The 14,498-nt window shown below is 66.5% G+C and carries 16 protein-coding genes; 11 read left to right on the forward strand and 5 right to left on the reverse strand.

Annotated elements, in window-relative coordinates:
* The first annotated feature begins 11 nt into the window (after positions 1 to 11).
* Genes urtC through ACLMAL_RS10575 form a run of 4 tightly spaced genes read left to right on the forward strand, consistent with a single transcriptional unit; the run spans position 12 to position 3,447 of the window.
* Positions 12 to 1,175, forward strand: a complete 1,164-nt coding sequence (urtC, locus tag ACLMAL_RS10560; protein ID WP_411998874.1) for an urea ABC transporter permease subunit UrtC — start codon at positions 12 to 14, stop codon at positions 1,173 to 1,175.
* On the forward strand, positions 1,175 to 2,020 hold the full coding sequence (gene urtD / locus ACLMAL_RS10565) for an urea ABC transporter ATP-binding protein UrtD (RefSeq protein ID WP_411998875.1): 846 nt from the start codon (positions 1,175 to 1,177) through the stop codon (positions 2,018 to 2,020). The genes urtC and urtD overlap by 1 nt, the downstream gene beginning before the upstream one ends.
* A complete protein-coding gene (gene urtE, locus ACLMAL_RS10570) occupies positions 2,013 to 2,705 on the forward strand; it encodes an urea ABC transporter ATP-binding subunit UrtE (RefSeq protein WP_411998876.1) in 693 nt (230 codons plus the stop codon). The genes urtD and urtE overlap by 8 nt, the downstream gene beginning before the upstream one ends.
* Before the next feature lie 10 nt (positions 2,706 to 2,715).
* Entirely contained in the window at positions 2,716 to 3,447 is a 732-nt protein-coding gene (locus ACLMAL_RS10575; RefSeq protein ID WP_411998877.1) for a GntR family transcriptional regulator, read from the forward strand.
* 34 nt (positions 3,448 to 3,481) lie between these two features.
* Here ACLMAL_RS10575 and ACLMAL_RS10580 read toward each other — a convergent pair whose 3' ends face one another.
* Positions 3,482 to 4,369, reverse strand: a complete 888-nt coding sequence (locus ACLMAL_RS10580; protein WP_411998878.1) for a nuclease-related domain-containing protein — start codon at positions 4,367 to 4,369, stop codon at positions 3,482 to 3,484.
* 348 nt (positions 4,370 to 4,717) lie between these two features.
* Between ACLMAL_RS10580 and ACLMAL_RS10585 the strand changes: the two genes are divergently transcribed.
* On the forward strand, positions 4,718 to 5,263 hold the full coding sequence (locus tag ACLMAL_RS10585) for a carboxymuconolactone decarboxylase family protein (protein WP_411998879.1): 546 nt from the start codon (positions 4,718 to 4,720) through the stop codon (positions 5,261 to 5,263).
* A gap of 54 nt (positions 5,264 to 5,317) precedes the next feature.
* Here the strand turns inward: ACLMAL_RS10585 and ACLMAL_RS10590 are convergent, their stop codons facing one another.
* Positions 5,318 to 6,094, reverse strand: coding sequence for a TetR/AcrR family transcriptional regulator C-terminal domain-containing protein (locus tag ACLMAL_RS10590; RefSeq protein ID WP_411998880.1), 777 nt, complete (start codon positions 6,092 to 6,094; stop codon positions 5,318 to 5,320).
* A gap of 144 nt (positions 6,095 to 6,238) precedes the next feature.
* Between ACLMAL_RS10590 and ACLMAL_RS10595 the strand changes: the two genes are divergently transcribed.
* Positions 6,239 to 6,616, forward strand: a complete 378-nt coding sequence (locus ACLMAL_RS10595; protein WP_411998881.1) for a VOC family protein — start codon at positions 6,239 to 6,241, stop codon at positions 6,614 to 6,616.
* Between the two features lie 98 nt (positions 6,617 to 6,714).
* Here the strand turns inward: ACLMAL_RS10595 and ACLMAL_RS10600 are convergent, their stop codons facing one another.
* Positions 6,715 to 7,566 (reverse strand): SDR family oxidoreductase, encoded by an 852-nt coding sequence (locus ACLMAL_RS10600; protein ID WP_411998882.1) that lies wholly within the window; start codon positions 7,564 to 7,566, stop codon positions 6,715 to 6,717.
* A 99-nt stretch (positions 7,567 to 7,665) separates the two neighbouring features.
* Here ACLMAL_RS10600 and ACLMAL_RS10605 point away from each other — a divergent pair, with 99 nt between their 5' ends.
* The 3 genes from ACLMAL_RS10605 to ACLMAL_RS10615 all read left to right on the forward strand — a co-directional run bounded on the left by ACLMAL_RS10605 (position 7,666) and on the right by ACLMAL_RS10615 (position 9,258).
* A complete protein-coding gene (locus tag ACLMAL_RS10605) occupies positions 7,666 to 8,064 on the forward strand; it encodes a winged helix-turn-helix transcriptional regulator (RefSeq protein WP_411998883.1) in 399 nt (132 codons plus the stop codon).
* A gap of 92 nt (positions 8,065 to 8,156) precedes the next feature.
* Entirely contained in the window at positions 8,157 to 8,573 is a 417-nt protein-coding gene (locus tag ACLMAL_RS10610) for a PPOX class F420-dependent oxidoreductase (protein WP_411998884.1), read from the forward strand.
* Between the two features lie 88 nt (positions 8,574 to 8,661).
* Positions 8,662 to 9,258, forward strand: coding sequence for a Uma2 family endonuclease (locus ACLMAL_RS10615; protein ID WP_411998885.1), 597 nt, complete (start codon positions 8,662 to 8,664; stop codon positions 9,256 to 9,258).
* 78 nt (positions 9,259 to 9,336) lie between these two features.
* On the opposite strand, the gene lpdA is transcribed toward ACLMAL_RS10615, so the two are convergent.
* On the reverse strand, positions 9,337 to 10,737 hold the full coding sequence (lpdA, locus tag ACLMAL_RS10620; RefSeq protein WP_411998886.1) for a dihydrolipoyl dehydrogenase: 1,401 nt from the start codon (positions 10,735 to 10,737) through the stop codon (positions 9,337 to 9,339).
* Between the two features lie 185 nt (positions 10,738 to 10,922).
* Between lpdA and ACLMAL_RS10625 the strand changes: the two genes are divergently transcribed.
* Positions 10,923 to 12,005: an AraC family transcriptional regulator ligand-binding domain-containing protein gene (locus ACLMAL_RS10625; RefSeq protein ID WP_411998887.1), complete on the forward strand. Its 1,083-nt coding sequence runs from the start codon at positions 10,923 to 10,925 to the stop codon at positions 12,003 to 12,005.
* 150 nt (positions 12,006 to 12,155) lie between these two features.
* Positions 12,156 to 13,193 carry an NADP-dependent oxidoreductase gene (locus ACLMAL_RS10630; RefSeq protein WP_411998888.1) on the forward strand — a complete coding sequence of 346 codons (1,038 nt, stop codon included), beginning with the start codon at positions 12,156 to 12,158 and terminating at the stop codon, positions 13,191 to 13,193.
* Positions 13,194 to 13,255: 62 nt separating this feature from the next.
* Here the strand turns inward: ACLMAL_RS10630 and ACLMAL_RS10635 are convergent, their stop codons facing one another.
* Complete coding sequence (locus tag ACLMAL_RS10635; RefSeq protein ID WP_411998889.1) at positions 13,256 to 14,233, reverse strand: dipeptidase; 978 nt, start codon at positions 14,231 to 14,233, stop codon at positions 13,256 to 13,258.
* Positions 14,234 to 14,498 lie beyond the last annotated feature (265 nt).

Below are 14,498 nucleotides of genomic sequence, written 5' to 3' on the forward strand. Positions count from 1 at the left end.
AAGGTAGCGCGATGACAACACTCTCGAAGCGGTGGCGTGCGAATTCCTCCCTCACAACGCTCGGCGGCTTTTCCGTCGCCGCGATCATCTTGTTCGCGGTCGCACCTGCCATGCTCAGCGACTTCCGGCTGAACCTGCTCGCCAAGTTCCTGTGCTTCGCCATCGTCGCGGCGGGCATCGGATTGGCCTGGGGCCGTGGCGGAATGCTCACCCTCGGTCAGGGCGTGTTCTTCGGCATCGGCGCCTACATCATGGCGATGCACCTGCAGATGGCCGACGCGGCCAGGCTGCACAACGACGTGCCGGAGTTCATGGAGATCGCGGGCATTCGCGAATTGCCCTCGTTCTGGCAGCCTTTCGCCTCGGGCCCGGTCGCGCTGATCGGCATTCTGGTTCTGCCCGCGCTCGTTGCGGCGGCGCTCGGGTACGGCGTGTTCAAGCGCCGGGTCAAGGGCACCTACTTCGCCATCTTGAGCCAGGCGCTTGCCGCAGCGCTGGCCATCCTGCTCACCGGTCAGCAGAAGATCGGCGGCTTCACCGGCCTTTCGGACTTCCGCGCCTTCTTCGGGTTCAAGCTGTCGGATCCGACCAACCGGCAGATGCTGTTCTTCATCGCGGCGGGCACGCTGCTCGTGGTTGTCGCGCTGGTCCGCCAGCTGATGCGCAGCCGCTACGGCGAACTGCTTGTGGCCGTACGTGATCAGGAGGAGCGGGTGCGCTTCCTCGGCTACGACCCGGCCAACGTCAAAATCGTCGCCTATGTCGTCGCGGCCTTCTTCGCGGGCATCGCGGGCGCGCTGTTCACCCCCATCGTCGGCATCATCTCACCCGCCGATATCGGGGTGGTGCCCTCCATCGCCTTCATCATCGGCGTCGCGATCGGCGGCCGGACCACTCTGCTCGGGCCGGTGCTCGGCGCGATCGGCGTCGCGTGGGCGCAGACCGCGCTTTCGGAAGAATTCCCGTCCAGCTGGACCTACCTGCAGGGCGTGCTGTTCATCGTGGTCGTCGGGTTCATTCCGGCCGGCCTGGCCGGTGTCTGGCCGATGGCAAAGGGAGTGCTGGAGAGCAGATTCCGGCGAACCGCACCGACGACGCCCGCCGCTGCGGCGCCGGTCGTCGCAAGTGCCGCACTGCCCGATGACGCACTGGTCGAGGAGAAGGTGAGGTCCTGATGACCGAGACAACACACGAACCGAAGCTCGGCGGCAATGCCGGCATGTCGAGCGAGTACCTCGAAATCCGCGGCGTTTCAGTGAGTTTCGATGGCTTCAAGGCCGTGACGGACGTGGATCTCACTGTGCTGCAGGGTGATCTGCGCTTCCTGATCGGGCCCAATGGCGCAGGCAAGACCACTCTCATCGATGCAATCACCGGACTGGTGCCCGCCACCGGGTCGGCGCAGAAGTCCGGCGTCGAACTGCTCGGCAAGAAGGTGCATCAGATCGCGCGCCTCGGCATCGGCCGAACCTTCCAGACGGCAAGCGTTTTCGAACAGCTCAGCGTCCTACAGAACCTAGATATCGCGGCGGGCGCGGGCCGCTCGGCGCTGACCATGCTGCGGCGGCGCACATCGGTGCTGCCGAGTATCGAAGAGGCGCTCGAGATCACCGGCCTCGGTGCGCTGCGCGACAAGCCTGCCGGTGTGCTCGCCCACGGACAGAAACAGTGGCTGGAGATCGGCATGCTGCTGGTGCAGAACGCTTCGGTGCTGCTGCTCGACGAACCGGTTGCCGGCATGAGCGCCGAAGAACGTGAGGAAACCGGAAACCTGTTGCGCCGCATCGGCGGCGAACGCATCGTCATCGTGGTCGAGCACGATATGGATTTCATGCGCGCTTTCGCCACCTCGGTGACCGTGCTCGCCGCGGGCAAAGTGCTCAGCGAAGGCACGGTCGAGCAGGTGCAGGCCGATCCGAAGGTACGGGAGGTCTACCTCGGTACCGCGGCAGCCATCGGGCTGGACGGGGCCATCGAAGAGAGCTCCACCGCAGCGAACAAGGAGGCCGCCGATGCTTGAGCTCGTCGATATCCACTCCGGCTACGGCCGGACCGAGGTGATCCACGGTGTTTCGGTGACCGTCCCGGACGACAGCGTCGTGGCGATCATGGGACACAACGGCGCGGGCAAGACCACCCTGCTGCGCACCGCCGTCGGCCTGATCGGTGCCAAATCGGGCCGCATCGAGTTCGACGGCGAGACGATCACCAAGATGTCACCGTCACGCCGGGTGCGGCGCGGCATCGCGTATGTGCCGCAGGGACAACAGAGTTTCCCGCAGCTGACCACCGCGGAGAACCTCCAGGTGGTTGCCGACGGCCGCAAGCGCGGCAAGGCGCTGATCGACGAGTCGCTCGACCTGTTTCCGGCCCTGCGTGAGCTGCTGACCCGCAAGGCGGGCCTGCTCTCCGGCGGCCAGCGGCAACAGCTGGCGATCGCGCGGGCCCTGATCACCGAGCCGAAGCTGCTCATCCTGGACGAGCCGACCGAGGGTATCCAGCCGTCGGTGGTCGCCGAAATCGAGCGCACCATTATCGATCTCACCCGGCGCGGCGGACTGAGTGTGCTGCTGGTCGAACAGCACATCGGTTTCGCGCTGCAAGCCGCGCAGCACTACTACATCCTGCAATCCGGGCGCGTTGGCTCCGATGGTGCGGGCGGTGCGAGTGCGGAGACCGCGGTTCGCTCGGCGATGGCGATCTGAGCTGGCCGCCATGACGCGCAGGGGGCGAGTCCCGCTGAGCGAGAGGGTGTATCACTCGCTGCGGCGAGACCTGGCCACGGGCGCGATCGTGCCGACCGAACGGCTCGGCGAGGAGCGTCTCGCCGAGATCTACGGTGTGTCCCGCACCCCGGTGCGGGAGGCGCTGGCCCGGTTGCAGGCCGACGGCCTCGTCGAACGACACAGCGACGGGCTGTACCCGTACCGGCCGCGCCTCGAAGAATTGGACAACCTGTACGAGCTGCGGATCGTGTTGGAAACCAGGGGGATTCAGCGCATTATCGACGTCGCGCAGGCCGCCGAACGCGTGGAAAGCAGGTTCGACCCGGCACCCGCACACGATCTGGCACTGGTGCGTGCAGAACTCGACACCTGGCGCCGGATGCTCGAGGCTCCACCCGAGCCGGGCCCGGCACTGGTTGCCGCCGACGAGCAGTTCCATACGACACTGCTTGCCGCGGCGGGTAATACGGCGCTGGCCGACGCGCTCACCGGTGTCTACGTCCGGGTGCGCCCGGTGCGCACCTTGGATCTGCCGACCCCTGACCGCATTGCCACCATGACCGCCGAACACATCACCATCGCCGAACAACTCCTGTCCGGCAACCCCGATCGCGCTCTCGGCACCCTCACCGCCCATATCGACAGTTCACGTGCTCACGTTCTTTCGCGTGCCCAGCAGGCGCTCGATCTGACCAAACTGGCTCGCGCCGTGCGTGATTGACGCTCGGCGAGCCGATCCGATCGGACTCGAGTAATCAGCAATCCGGCTGGAGGGGCCAGCATTCGACCGGATGATACGGCGGTGGTGCGGGTGTCGAGCTCGTCATCCCACTGCCCGGTTCGGGGTGCGCACGGCCGGAATCGTGCGCGATACCGCTGATGACTGCGCCGATGACAACGAAAATCCCGATGACCGCGAGGGCGAGGACAATCCAGGAGGCAATGCTCTGACGTCGCGTCGGCTCGCCGGGGATCGGCGCGACCCACAGCGGTCCGGCCTCCGGCAAGCCGATCGGGTTCGGGTCGGGAAGTACCGCGTCGAACCCGTCGGCGATGAGTTCGGCGCGTGAGGGGCCGTTGTCCACACCGAGTGCTCGGTAGGCGGCGAATACGCGGTCGGCGGTCCAGTTGCGCGGGCCCGCGGAGAAGCCTTCCAGGTAGATGCGCAGTTCGGTCGCGTCGCGAGCATTGGCGGCGAGGACGTCGATCCCGGGGCGCAGGTTGGTGCGCGCCGGGCGCACCACAACGCCGTGAAACGGGACGAGCACCACCGCACCACACACATGGCCCGGGTCGAACAGCGCCCGCTCCAGCCGGCTCTTCACCGCGTACACCGCGTGTTCCAGCTGGTCGGTCGGACTGACCACGCCGTCGTCGTCCAAGTCGGCCCGCGCATCGCTGATCGTCCACGGCCCGTCGGCAGAGATATTGAAAATGCCGCTCTGGCGGCGCCGGAAGCCCCTGACCTCGATCACCGTGATGCCGCGTGCGGTGAAGAGCACCGCGTCGACCTGCCGGGTTCCATTGTCGCCCACATCCAGGTCGACCACCGCCAGGCACGTCGTCGGGAACAGCCGCAAGGACTCGACGAACTCCTGTTCGGCCCCGGAAAGAGTCGCTCCGGTCTTGATCTTCACCAGCATTGCGTTTTCCTACCCGCCTCTTTCGGATCGACGCGGTCCTCCCGCCGCACTGCCGCGCCGGTACTGATGATGACGCGCTACCACCCCGAAGGCCACCGAAAACCCGAGAGCGGCAAGAACAACACCGCGATCCAGACCGGCCGGTCGCCTTGTTGACCCGTATCGGACTTGCCCGCCCCGGCTCGCGGCACGGTGGACCGGCACTTCGGAGCCCGGACTTTCCGGACCTCACCGGCCCGGGAGGAACGCTTTAGTACGCTCGGGTCGGCCCGTCCCACCTCGGGCCCCGCAACCAGGATCCCCGCAGCGCAGGCGCTACCCGGAGATCGCGGAGGAGGAGGCGCAAGCATGGTTTCAGCGTTGCAACCACGGGTTTCACCTGGTCGGCTCCGGGAGCTGGGTCCCATCAATTGGGTTGTCTGGCAGGCGCTCTCCCGCGCCGCGGGGACCGACGATGCCCATCTTTTCAGCACTCTCGGTCGCACCAAGGGCCTGTTCCGGGGTTGGCTGCACTACTCGGGCAAGCTCATGCCGGGCGGCAAGCTGCCGCGGCACGAGTCGGAACTCGTGATTCTGCGCGTCGCGCACCTGCGTGCTTGCGAATACGAGATGGACCACCACATCCGCCTCGGCAAACGCGCCGGCGTCACGTTCGAAATTTTGGACCGTCTCCGCACCGGACCGTCCGCGCCCGAATGGTCGGACAAGCACCGCGCGCTGCTCTGCGCTGTCGACCAATTGGTGGAATCTCGCGATATCGACGATGCCGCCTGGTCGACCCTGGCCGAGCATTACGACGAGCGTCGTCTCATCGAAATCGTCCTGCTCGTCAACCAATACGAGGGCTTGGCCGCCACCATCACCGCCCTGCGCATCCAGCGCGACGCGGTATAGCACAGCCGATCGGCCCGCTTTCGCGGGCAGCTGACGAGCAGACGGCGCTGTTGTTCAACGGCTTTCGATCAACGTCGCCAAACCGTCCAAGACCCGGGTCAGCCCGAATTCGTAGGCGTGGTCGGCACTGTAGGCGGCGTCGTGGGCCCGGCCTGCGGCGGCGCCGATGCGGGCGGCGAGCGGGTAACGGTCGGAGTTGAAGACCTGCGCCAGGACCGGCGCGGCTCGCGCCCACCATTCGAGGTCCGTCATGGCGCTGTCGGCCGCCGCGCGGGCGGTGTCGATGGCGATGCGGGCGACCGAGGTGACGAAGCCGAGCACGAAGGTGAGTGCGGCATCCATCTCGACGTCACCGAGGCCGAGGCCGTCGAAGGCCCGCAGTTCGTGGTCGTACTTGGCGGCGAGACCGGGGCCGAGCGGCGGACGAGTAGTCGGCAAGTAGGCCACCCACGGATGCCGGGCAAGCAGCGCACGGTTCTCCGCAGCGATCGTGGTGACCCGGTCACGCCAGGGCAGGTCGGTCAGATCCGTGCGCGACATCTCGCCGTAGACCGTGTCCAGCATCAGGTCGATCAGCTCCGCCTTGCCGGGCACATAGGTGTAGGTGGCCATCGGCGTGCGGCCGAGCCGGTTGGCGACGGCGCGCATGGTGAGTGCGCCGATCCCGTCCGCGTCGGCAATCGCGATGGCCGCGGCAACCACGGCGTCGACGCTGCTGCGCTGCTTCGGTCCACGCACCGCGCCCTGGTCTCCGGGCACGCGCCAGAGCAGCTCCAGAGTTCGCACGGGATCGCCCGCGCAGCTGCGTTCCTTCGGCTGCTTGTCCGCCACACCTTCTCCTCGGTCGTGCGGCCCCACCGCCCGAACTCACGATGGTATCGACGTGACGTAGGTCATAGTGCAGCACGGCGAAGATCTCTCTACAAAGTATAGCGTACTTAGTAGAGAGATTGAGTGCAGCCCAGAGGAGAGCCCATGAACATCACCGCTTCCGCCATCTCGCTCAATGTCGCCGACCCGCAGGCTTCGGCGAAGTTCGTCGTCGACCACCTCGGTTTCACCGAGAAGATGTCGGCCGACGGATTCGTTTCACTGGATCGGCCGGACGCAGGCCTGAACCTGATCTTCCTGCGGACCGGACTGGAAACCTTCAAGCCGAAGAGCGCGGCAGGTCAGGCCGGTGACGGCTTGCTCGTCGTGTTCGTCGTCGACGACATCGACGCGGAGTATGCGCGGCTGCAAGCCGAGGGCGTGCCGATCGTGACACCCATCGAGACCGAGGAGTGGGGTGAGCGCTACTTCCAGATGAGCGATCCGAACGGGATCATTCTGCAGTTGGTTCAGTGGGTGTGACCGATCCGAGCGGCCGGGGCAGTACCCGATAGACGGACACCCTCGCGAGTGCGCAGTGGAAGTCCACTAGCACCCGCGAGGGTGTTCGCCCGCGCCGCTCAGGCGAGACCCGCGCGGAACACCTCGACCGCAGGCGTAGAGGCGCGGCCGATCAGCTTCTGCAGGTCGCCGCTGTCCACATCGAGAATCCCCGAGGCGATTCCGGTGTCCGCGTCGGCCAGCGCCGCGGCGTAGCCTGCATCCAGACCCGCCTGCTGCAGCGCCGCGCTGTAGTCCGCCTGCGACAGGTTCTCGTAGCGCACCGGCTTGCCCGATGCCTCCGAGATCACCTGCGCCAGTTCGGCATAGGTGAGACGCTCATCGCCGCCGAGTTCATAAATCTTGCCCTCGTGCCCATCGGTGGTGAGCACGCGCGCGGCCGCCTCGGCGTAGTCGGCACGCGCGGCGGCCGCCACTCGACCTGCGCCCGCGGCGCCGTGCAGCACCCCGGTTTCGACAGCGTGGCCGAGCCCACCGAAGTAGTTCTCCCAGTACCAGCTGTTGCGCAGCACGGCATGCGGGACCGTCGATTCCGCGAGTACAGCTTCGGTGCCCTTGTGCTCCTGCGCCAGGATCAACGGGTTTTCGGTGGCGCGCGGAATGCTGGTGTAGGCAAGAAGTTTCACACCGGCCCGCTCTGCGGCCCGAATGACGTTGGTGTGCTGGGCGACTCGTTCGCCGAACTGATTTCCGGAGATGAGCAGCACGCGGTCGACGCCGTCGAGCGCGCGGTCGAGCGCGTCCGGGTCGTCGTAGCCGGCCTGCCGGACGTCGACGCCGCGCTCGGCCAGGTCGGCGATCTTCTGCGGGTCACGCACGATCGCGACGACCGGGGTCGACCCGTCGCGCAACAGCGCCTCCACCACGAGACGACCCAGGTGCCCACTTGCTCCGGTGACTGCCACAGTCATGACTACCTCCATATGTATGAACTGATCTGTAAGCACTAACTAATAGTAAGTACTATGCATTCCTACACCACTAAGGTCAAGTTGGGTACCATCGAATCCATGAGTACACAGCGCATCCCGCTGGCGGAGACGAACGATCCCGCGCTGGAAGCCGATGTTTTCGCTAGAAACTGCACGTCACGTCCGGTTTTGCAAAACGTGGCCAGCCGCTGGGGCATCCTGGCCCTCGTCGCGTTGCGCGAGGGGCCGTACCGATTCAGCGCGCTGCGCAGACGCGTCGACGGCGTCAGCGAGCGCATGCTGTCGCAGACCTTGCAGGCCCTCGAACGCGACGGCATGGTGCACCGCGAGGTCCACGAGACCATCCCGCCGCGCGTCGAATACACCCTCACCGATCTCGGCGCCGACGTCGCCGACCGCCTGGAATCCTTGATCCAGGTGCTCGAAACGAACATGCCACGGGTCCGCGATGCCCAGGCGGCCTACCACCGCGCATAACCGGCGGACCCGCGATCGGTCGACGACTCGCGGATCGGGCCGCGGCCGACACGCAGGGGAAGCACCGTCGAGGGTGACCGGTTGACCTGGTCATGGAACTGTCCTCCGCACTCGATTTCGCGCGCGCGACCAAGCGATCCGTGCTCACCACCATCCGCCGCAACGGCCGCCCCCAGCTGTCCAACGTCCTGCACGTCGTCGGCGACGACGGCATCATCCGTATCTCCATCACCGCCGACCGCGCCAAGTATCACAACCTCGTCCGTGACCCATGGGCTGCGATCCACGTGACCCGCCCCGACTTCTTCGCCTACGCCGTCCTCGAAGGCACCGTCGAACTCACCCCCGTCGCCACCGCCCCAGACGACCCCACCGTCGACGAACTGATCGCCTATTACCGCGCAGGCTCCGGCGAACACCCCGACTGGGACGAATACCGCCGAGCCATGGTCACCGACCGCCGCGCCCTGGTCCGCCTGACCCCCACCCACGCCTACGGCATGCTCTGAGCGCCCCTCTCGCAATCCGGGTATCGGGAGTTGGCGGTCGGACCGGCATACGATTGGTGCGACCTTCCCCCACGAGACCGAGGTGATCATGAGCGCGCTGCCTGCCTGGGCTGCCGACCCGGAGACACTGCTCATCACCGAAGAAGGGTATGAGGCACTACCGGCCGAGGTACAGAAGCAGATCGAAGTGCTGGACGGCAGGGTGATCTTCTGCCGTAGCGGCAGTGTCGAGCACAACATCGTCGCTCGACGCCTGGCGAACGGATTCGATGCGGCGCGCCCCGCCGAGCCCTGCACACGAGTGGTGACCGATTTCGAGATGCATTACCGCAAGGTGCGCCCGCGCAGCCCTGGTTTCTCGTTCCGCCGCCCCGACGTCGTCGTCCATCGATGCTTCCCTCGCGGTCAGAAGCTGACGACCGAGGCCGCCCTGCTGGTCGTCGAGGTCATCTCCCCTGGTTCGGAATACATCGACACAGTGGACAAACGGGCCGAATATGCGGGCGAGGGGATCCCTACCTACCTCGTCGTCCATCTCGACGGCGAGTTGCGCGTCAAGATCATTCAGGAATTCCGGCTGGACTGGGCCAGCGGAAACTATCGACTGGCAGAGACTCACCAGGAAGTTCTCGTCCTCAAAGAGCCCTTCCCTGTGGAGATTCCGTTCGCTGACCTCGACGGCTGAGTACGAGTCGCCGACGAAAACGGCGGTGGCCGGTCCGCCGCAGCGAACCGGCCACCGTCGAGGCGCGGGTGAACCCGATCAGAAGTTGATCATGTGGCCGCCGAGGCCGTGGAATGCTTCCTGCAGTGCCTCGCTCAACGTCGGGTGGGTGTGGACGTTGCGGGTCAGCTCGTTGACCGTGAGGTCCCACTTCTGGGCCAGGGTGAGCTCCGGCAGCAGCTCGGAGACGTCCGGGCCGATGAGGTGGCCGCCGAGGAGTTCGCCGTACTTGGCATCGGAGACCAGCTTGACGAAACCGGTCGGGTCGCCGAGGCCGTGGGCCTTGCCGTTGGCGGTGAACGGGAAGGTCGCGACCTTCACGTCGTAGCCTTCGTCACGGGCCTGCTGCTCGGTGAGGCCGAAGCTGGCAACCTGCGGCTGGCAGAAGGTGGCACGCGGCATCATGCGGTAGTCGCCGAGGGTGACGGTCGGCGCGCCCGCAATGGTTTCGGCGGCGACGACGCCCTGTGCCTCCGCGACGTGGGCGAGCTGGAGCTTCGCGGTCACGTCACCGATGGCGTAGATATGCGGCACATTGGTGCGCATGTTGTCGTCGATGGCGATGGCGCCACGCTCGAGCGCGACACCGGTGTTCTCCAAGCCGTAACCCTCGACCCTGGGCGCGAAGCCGACGGCCTGCAGCACCTTGTCGACGGTGACGGTCTCGATCGAACCGGTCTTGTTGTCCTTGATGCTGACGGTCACCTTCGATCCGTCGTCATCGATGGACTGCACGGCCGCACCGGTGGAGATGGTGATGCCGAGCTTCTTGTACTGCTTGGTGATCTCCTTGGAGACGTCCACGTCCTCGTTCGGCAGCGCGCGGTCGAGGAACTCCACGATGCGCACGTCGACGCCGTAGTTCTTCAGGACGTAGCCGAACTCCATGCCGATCGCGCCCGCGCCGACGATCAGGATCGAGCCGGGCAGTTCCTTGGTGAGGATCTGCTCCTCGTAGGTGACGACGTTCGCGCTCAGCGAGGTGCCGGGCAGCAGCTTGGTGACGGTGCCCGTGGCGATGATCGCGTTGCCGAAGGTGATCGTCTCGGTGCCGCCGTTGGACAGCGCGACCGAGAGCGTGTTCGCGTCGGTGAAGGTGCCCTTCCCGTCGAACTCGTCGATCTTGTTCTTCTTCATCAGGAAGTGGACGCCCTTGACGCGGCCGTCGGCGACCTTGCGGCTGCGATCGAACGCGACGCCGAAGTCGAAGCTCACCTCACCGGAGATGCCGAAGGTCTTGGCCTCCTTGGTGAAGATGTGCGCCAGTTCCGCATTGCGCAACAGTGCCTTGGAGGGGATACAGCCGACATTGAGGCAGACGCCGCCCCAATACTTCTGCTCGACGATCGCGGTACGGAGGCCAAGTTGTGCCGCACGGATGGCGGCGACATAACCGCCAGGACCGGCACCGAGAACGACAACGTCGTAATGGGAAGTCACGTCACCGAGCCTAACTCCGCCGCCAGGACTTCACCCACCGGTCCCCCGCAACAGTGAGAAGCACGACGCATCGACCTGGCAGATCGTCGGCGTGAACAAAATGAACGGATCAAGAGGGGTGGTCACGGGCACCTGGCCGCACCGTGCGCGCGACCCGGCCGGTGCCTGCTCATTACTGTGAACGGGTGGCTGATCGCGGAGCAGGTGTCGACGATCCGCGTACCGCACAGCGATCGGTGCCGTTGGCGCTCGACCCGTTGGACGAGACCGCGTCGACCCATTTGATCCGGTTGGTCCTCGCGCAAGCACGGCGTGCGGGTGTCGGCGCCGAACAACTCGCGACGGTGCACGGCATCGACGACGCCGCCCTCGCCGGGGAGCTCAATCGAATTCCGCTGCGTTCGCTGATCCGGCTGTGGGAGTTGCTGGCCGCCGCGCGGCCGGGGCCGGGCGGCGGCGTGGCCGTGGCCGATGCCGCTCCGCTCGGCACCCTCACCACCTGGGATTACCTCGTCACCACGGGGTCGACGCTCGCCGATGCGCTGCGCTCGGCCCAGCCGTATCACCGCCTGGTGACCGCGGCAGCCGAAGGCTTCGATCTGCATCACGACGGCGACCTCACCGTCGGCTTCCGCACCACCGCAGGCGACCCGGCGGTCGCGGCCATGGTCAACGAGTATGTGCTCGCCTACTACTTGCGGCGGGCCCGTGAGGCCACCGGCCGCGCCATCATCCCGACCTCGGTCACCTTCGGTCATGCCGCGCCACGCGATCACACGGCGCTCACCGACGCCTTCGGCACCGACCACATCGAATTCGGCGCACCCGCCGACACCATCACCTTCAGCGCCGCCGACGCCACCGCCCCCTTGCCGCGCGCGGACCCCATGCTCGCCGACCTACTGCGCAGCCACGCCGATCTGGTGCTGGCGACAGCTCGCCCCATCGCCGGTCCGCTCGATGCGTTCCGCATCGCGGTGGCGGCCGCCGTCGCCGACGGCGATGCGTCACTTGCCGCGGTCGCGCGCAGGCTGGCGGTCAGCCCGCGCACCCTGCAACGCCAGCTGTCCGAGCAGGGCACCACCTGGCGACACGAATTCGACCTCGTGCGCTACGAACAGGCGAAAACCCTACTGAGAGAAGGCCGTTCGACCACCGCGGCCATCGCGGGGCGGCTCGGATTCACCGATGATCGCGCGCTGCGCAAGGCTTTCCAGCGGTGGGCCGGTTCGTCGCCGTCACAGCTGCGAAACTCGGGCCCGCTTTAGCCGCCGAACCGCCTGTTTCGCCAGGTCACAAGGCTGGCGCGGATGGACCGGTTGGTGGCATCGCAGGACCTGGGAGCCCGGTCCGCGAGTCCATAACGTCTTCGGTACCGGATCGACACGGTTCGGATCTACCGAAGAAAAGGCAGTGTCATGCAGACCATCACCGAAGACGACGTCACGACCCTCCCCCGCACCTCCCGGGAGATCCAGCTGGCCGCGCGGCCGACCGGCGCCCCGACGGCGGCGCACTTCGCGCTGGTGCAGCGGCCGGTTCCGGAGCTGGCCGACGGGCAGATCCTGGTGCGCAACACATGGATGTCGGTCGACCCCTACATGCGCGGCCGGATGGACGATCGTCCGTCCTACATCCCGCCGTTCCAGCTCGACGCGGCACTCGAGGGTTCGGCGCTCGGCGAGGTGATCGCCTCTCGCAGCCCGGAGATCCCCGTCGGTGCGACGGTCTCGCACTTCGCGGGCTGGCGTGAGTACGCGGTGCTCGATGCCGCGACCGCGACCCCGATCGCGCCGGAACTGGCTGCGACGCATCACTTCTTGGGCGCGCTCGGCACGACCGGTCTCACCGCATACGCAGCGCTGACCGATGTGGCGCCGATCCGGCCCGGCGACACCGTGTTCATTTCCGCCGCTGCCGGCGCGGTGGGCAGCGTCGCAGGACAGATCGCCAAGGCGCTCGGCGCCGCACGGGTGATCGGCTCCGCGGGCGGGCCCGCCAAGACCACGCTGCTGCTCGACGAATTCGGCTTCGACGCCGCCATCGATTACCGGGCGGGCGACCTGGCCGGACAGCTCGCGGCGGCGGCGCCCGAGGGCATCGATGTATATCTCGACAGCGTGGGCGGCGAGCACCTGCGGGTCGCGGTGGATGCCATGCGGCCCAAGGGCCGGATCGCGCTCGTCGGCGCCATCAGTGGCTACAACGGCGAAGCCGCCGAAGCGGGGCCCGACCTGTACAAGGCCGCGACCAAAGAGGTTTCGCTGCGCGGCATGCTGGTGAACAGCTACTTCCCGATCTTCGGCGAGTACATCGGCAAGGCGGCGGGCTGGCTGGCCGACGGCACCATCCGCACCAGAGAGACCGTCTACGAGGGGCTCGAGCAGGCTCCCGCTGCTTTCCTCGGCGTCCTGTCCGGCGCCAATACCGGCAAGATGCTCGTCCGCCTCGGCTGAGGAGGACCGCGGGGGATGTGTGGCGCGACCGTTCTACGGTCGCGCCACACCCGGCTGTGGGGTCAGTCCTGCCAGACCTGCTGTGCGGCGCGGGCAAAGTTGCCGCCGAAGATCGCGGCTCGGTCGGCGGCGCTGAAACCACGGCGCGACAACAGCTCGTCGAGTCCGGGCAGTTCGCTCCGCCCGAGCAAGTCCTCGGGCGGAACCCATTGCAGTGGACCCCATTTGATGTAGGCGTCGGAGAACGCCTCCGGGTTGTTCAGCAGTTCGTGGTTGAAGTCCGCGGCGTCGAACGAATAATCCGAGCCGATGCCGATATGGTCGATGCCGACCAGCTCGACGCCGTATTCGATATGCGCGGCCATTGCTTCCACCCGCTGTGCGCGTTCCTCGGGACCGTTGTGCCCGAGGAAGATTCCCACGCCGTTGATGCCGATCACCCCGCCGGTACTTGCGCAGGCCGCGGCCTGTTCGTCGGTGATATTGCGCGGGTGTTCCCACAGCGCGTCGAAGTTGGCGTGGCTGTATATCATCGGCGCTTCGGTGCACGAGGCCAGGTCCAGGCCGGTGCGCCGGGAGCAGTGTGCGCCGTCGACGAACATGCCGACCGCGTTGAGTGTGCGCACCAGATCGCGGCCGTAGGCGGTGAGTCCGGTGTCCTCGGTGTCCAGGCACCCGCAGGCCGCCTCGTTGGCGTGGTTGTAGGCGGGCAGCAGCGAGCGGACGCCGAGGTCGTAGAACACTTCGACATTGTCGAGCTGCCCGCCGAGCGGACCCGCGTCTTCCAGGTCGAAGGCCAGCGCAATGGTTTCCGCATCAGCGGCGACATCGTCATAGCCCTGTACGAGGCGAAATCGGCTATCCGCCAAGGCATCCCGGCGAAACTGCCGTGCGAGCGCCAGCGAATCCGCGGTCGACTGCCTGGAGTATCCGATATTCACCGACAGATAGGAACCGCGCGGGTACCTGGCCAACTCCTCGATTCGCGCCGAGGGCAGCAGCGGCAGACAGCAATGCTGTTCCCACAGAAATGGAGACAAGCTCGGGCTCCTGTTCGCTCGGCGCGGAAATGCCGATACTACGGAGCGCAATCGGGTGCATACCCATCGCCCGACCACCGCGTAACAACATGTCCGATTCGACCGATTTATCGAAAATATCTACCCCAACTGCCGAAGGCGGTGCGGCCATGCGTCGCATAGTGCTCCTGATTGCCTCGGTCGCGACTTGTGTAGGCCTCTGGATCATTCCGAGACCGGCTGCTGCGACTGCCTACTGCGGATTTGTCTGGGGTTCGCTCGATAA

It is taken from the genome of Nocardia sp. CWNU-33, from assembly GCF_046764895.1.
GTDB lineage: Bacteria > Actinomycetota > Actinomycetes > Mycobacteriales > Mycobacteriaceae > Nocardia.

Excerpts from the sequence above, each read along its gene's own strand:
- urtC (WP_411998874.1), top strand. The coding sequence starts at position 12 with ATGACAACACTCTCGAAGCGGTGGCGTGCGAATTCCTCCCTCACAACG.
- urtD (WP_411998875.1), top strand. The coding sequence starts at position 1,175 with ATGACCGAGACAACACACGAACCGAAGCTCGGCGGCAATGCCGGCATG.
- urtE (WP_411998876.1), top strand. The coding sequence starts at position 2,013 with ATGCTTGAGCTCGTCGATATCCACTCCGGCTACGGCCGGACCGAGGTG.
- ACLMAL_RS10575 (WP_411998877.1), top strand. The coding sequence starts at position 2,716 with ATGACGCGCAGGGGGCGAGTCCCGCTGAGCGAGAGGGTGTATCACTCG.
- ACLMAL_RS10580 (WP_411998878.1), bottom strand. The coding sequence starts at position 4,369 with ATGCTGGTGAAGATCAAGACCGGAGCGACTCTTTCCGGGGCCGAACAG.
- ACLMAL_RS10585 (WP_411998879.1), top strand. The coding sequence starts at position 4,718 with ATGGTTTCAGCGTTGCAACCACGGGTTTCACCTGGTCGGCTCCGGGAG.
- ACLMAL_RS10595 (WP_411998881.1), top strand. The coding sequence starts at position 6,239 with ATGAACATCACCGCTTCCGCCATCTCGCTCAATGTCGCCGACCCGCAG.
- ACLMAL_RS10600 (WP_411998882.1), bottom strand. The coding sequence starts at position 7,566 with ATGACTGTGGCAGTCACCGGAGCAAGTGGGCACCTGGGTCGTCTCGTG.
- ACLMAL_RS10605 (WP_411998883.1), top strand. The coding sequence starts at position 7,666 with ATGAGTACACAGCGCATCCCGCTGGCGGAGACGAACGATCCCGCGCTG.
- ACLMAL_RS10610 (WP_411998884.1), top strand. The coding sequence starts at position 8,157 with ATGGAACTGTCCTCCGCACTCGATTTCGCGCGCGCGACCAAGCGATCC.
- ACLMAL_RS10615 (WP_411998885.1), top strand. The coding sequence starts at position 8,662 with ATGAGCGCGCTGCCTGCCTGGGCTGCCGACCCGGAGACACTGCTCATC.
- ACLMAL_RS10630 (WP_411998888.1), top strand. The coding sequence starts at position 12,156 with ATGCAGACCATCACCGAAGACGACGTCACGACCCTCCCCCGCACCTCC.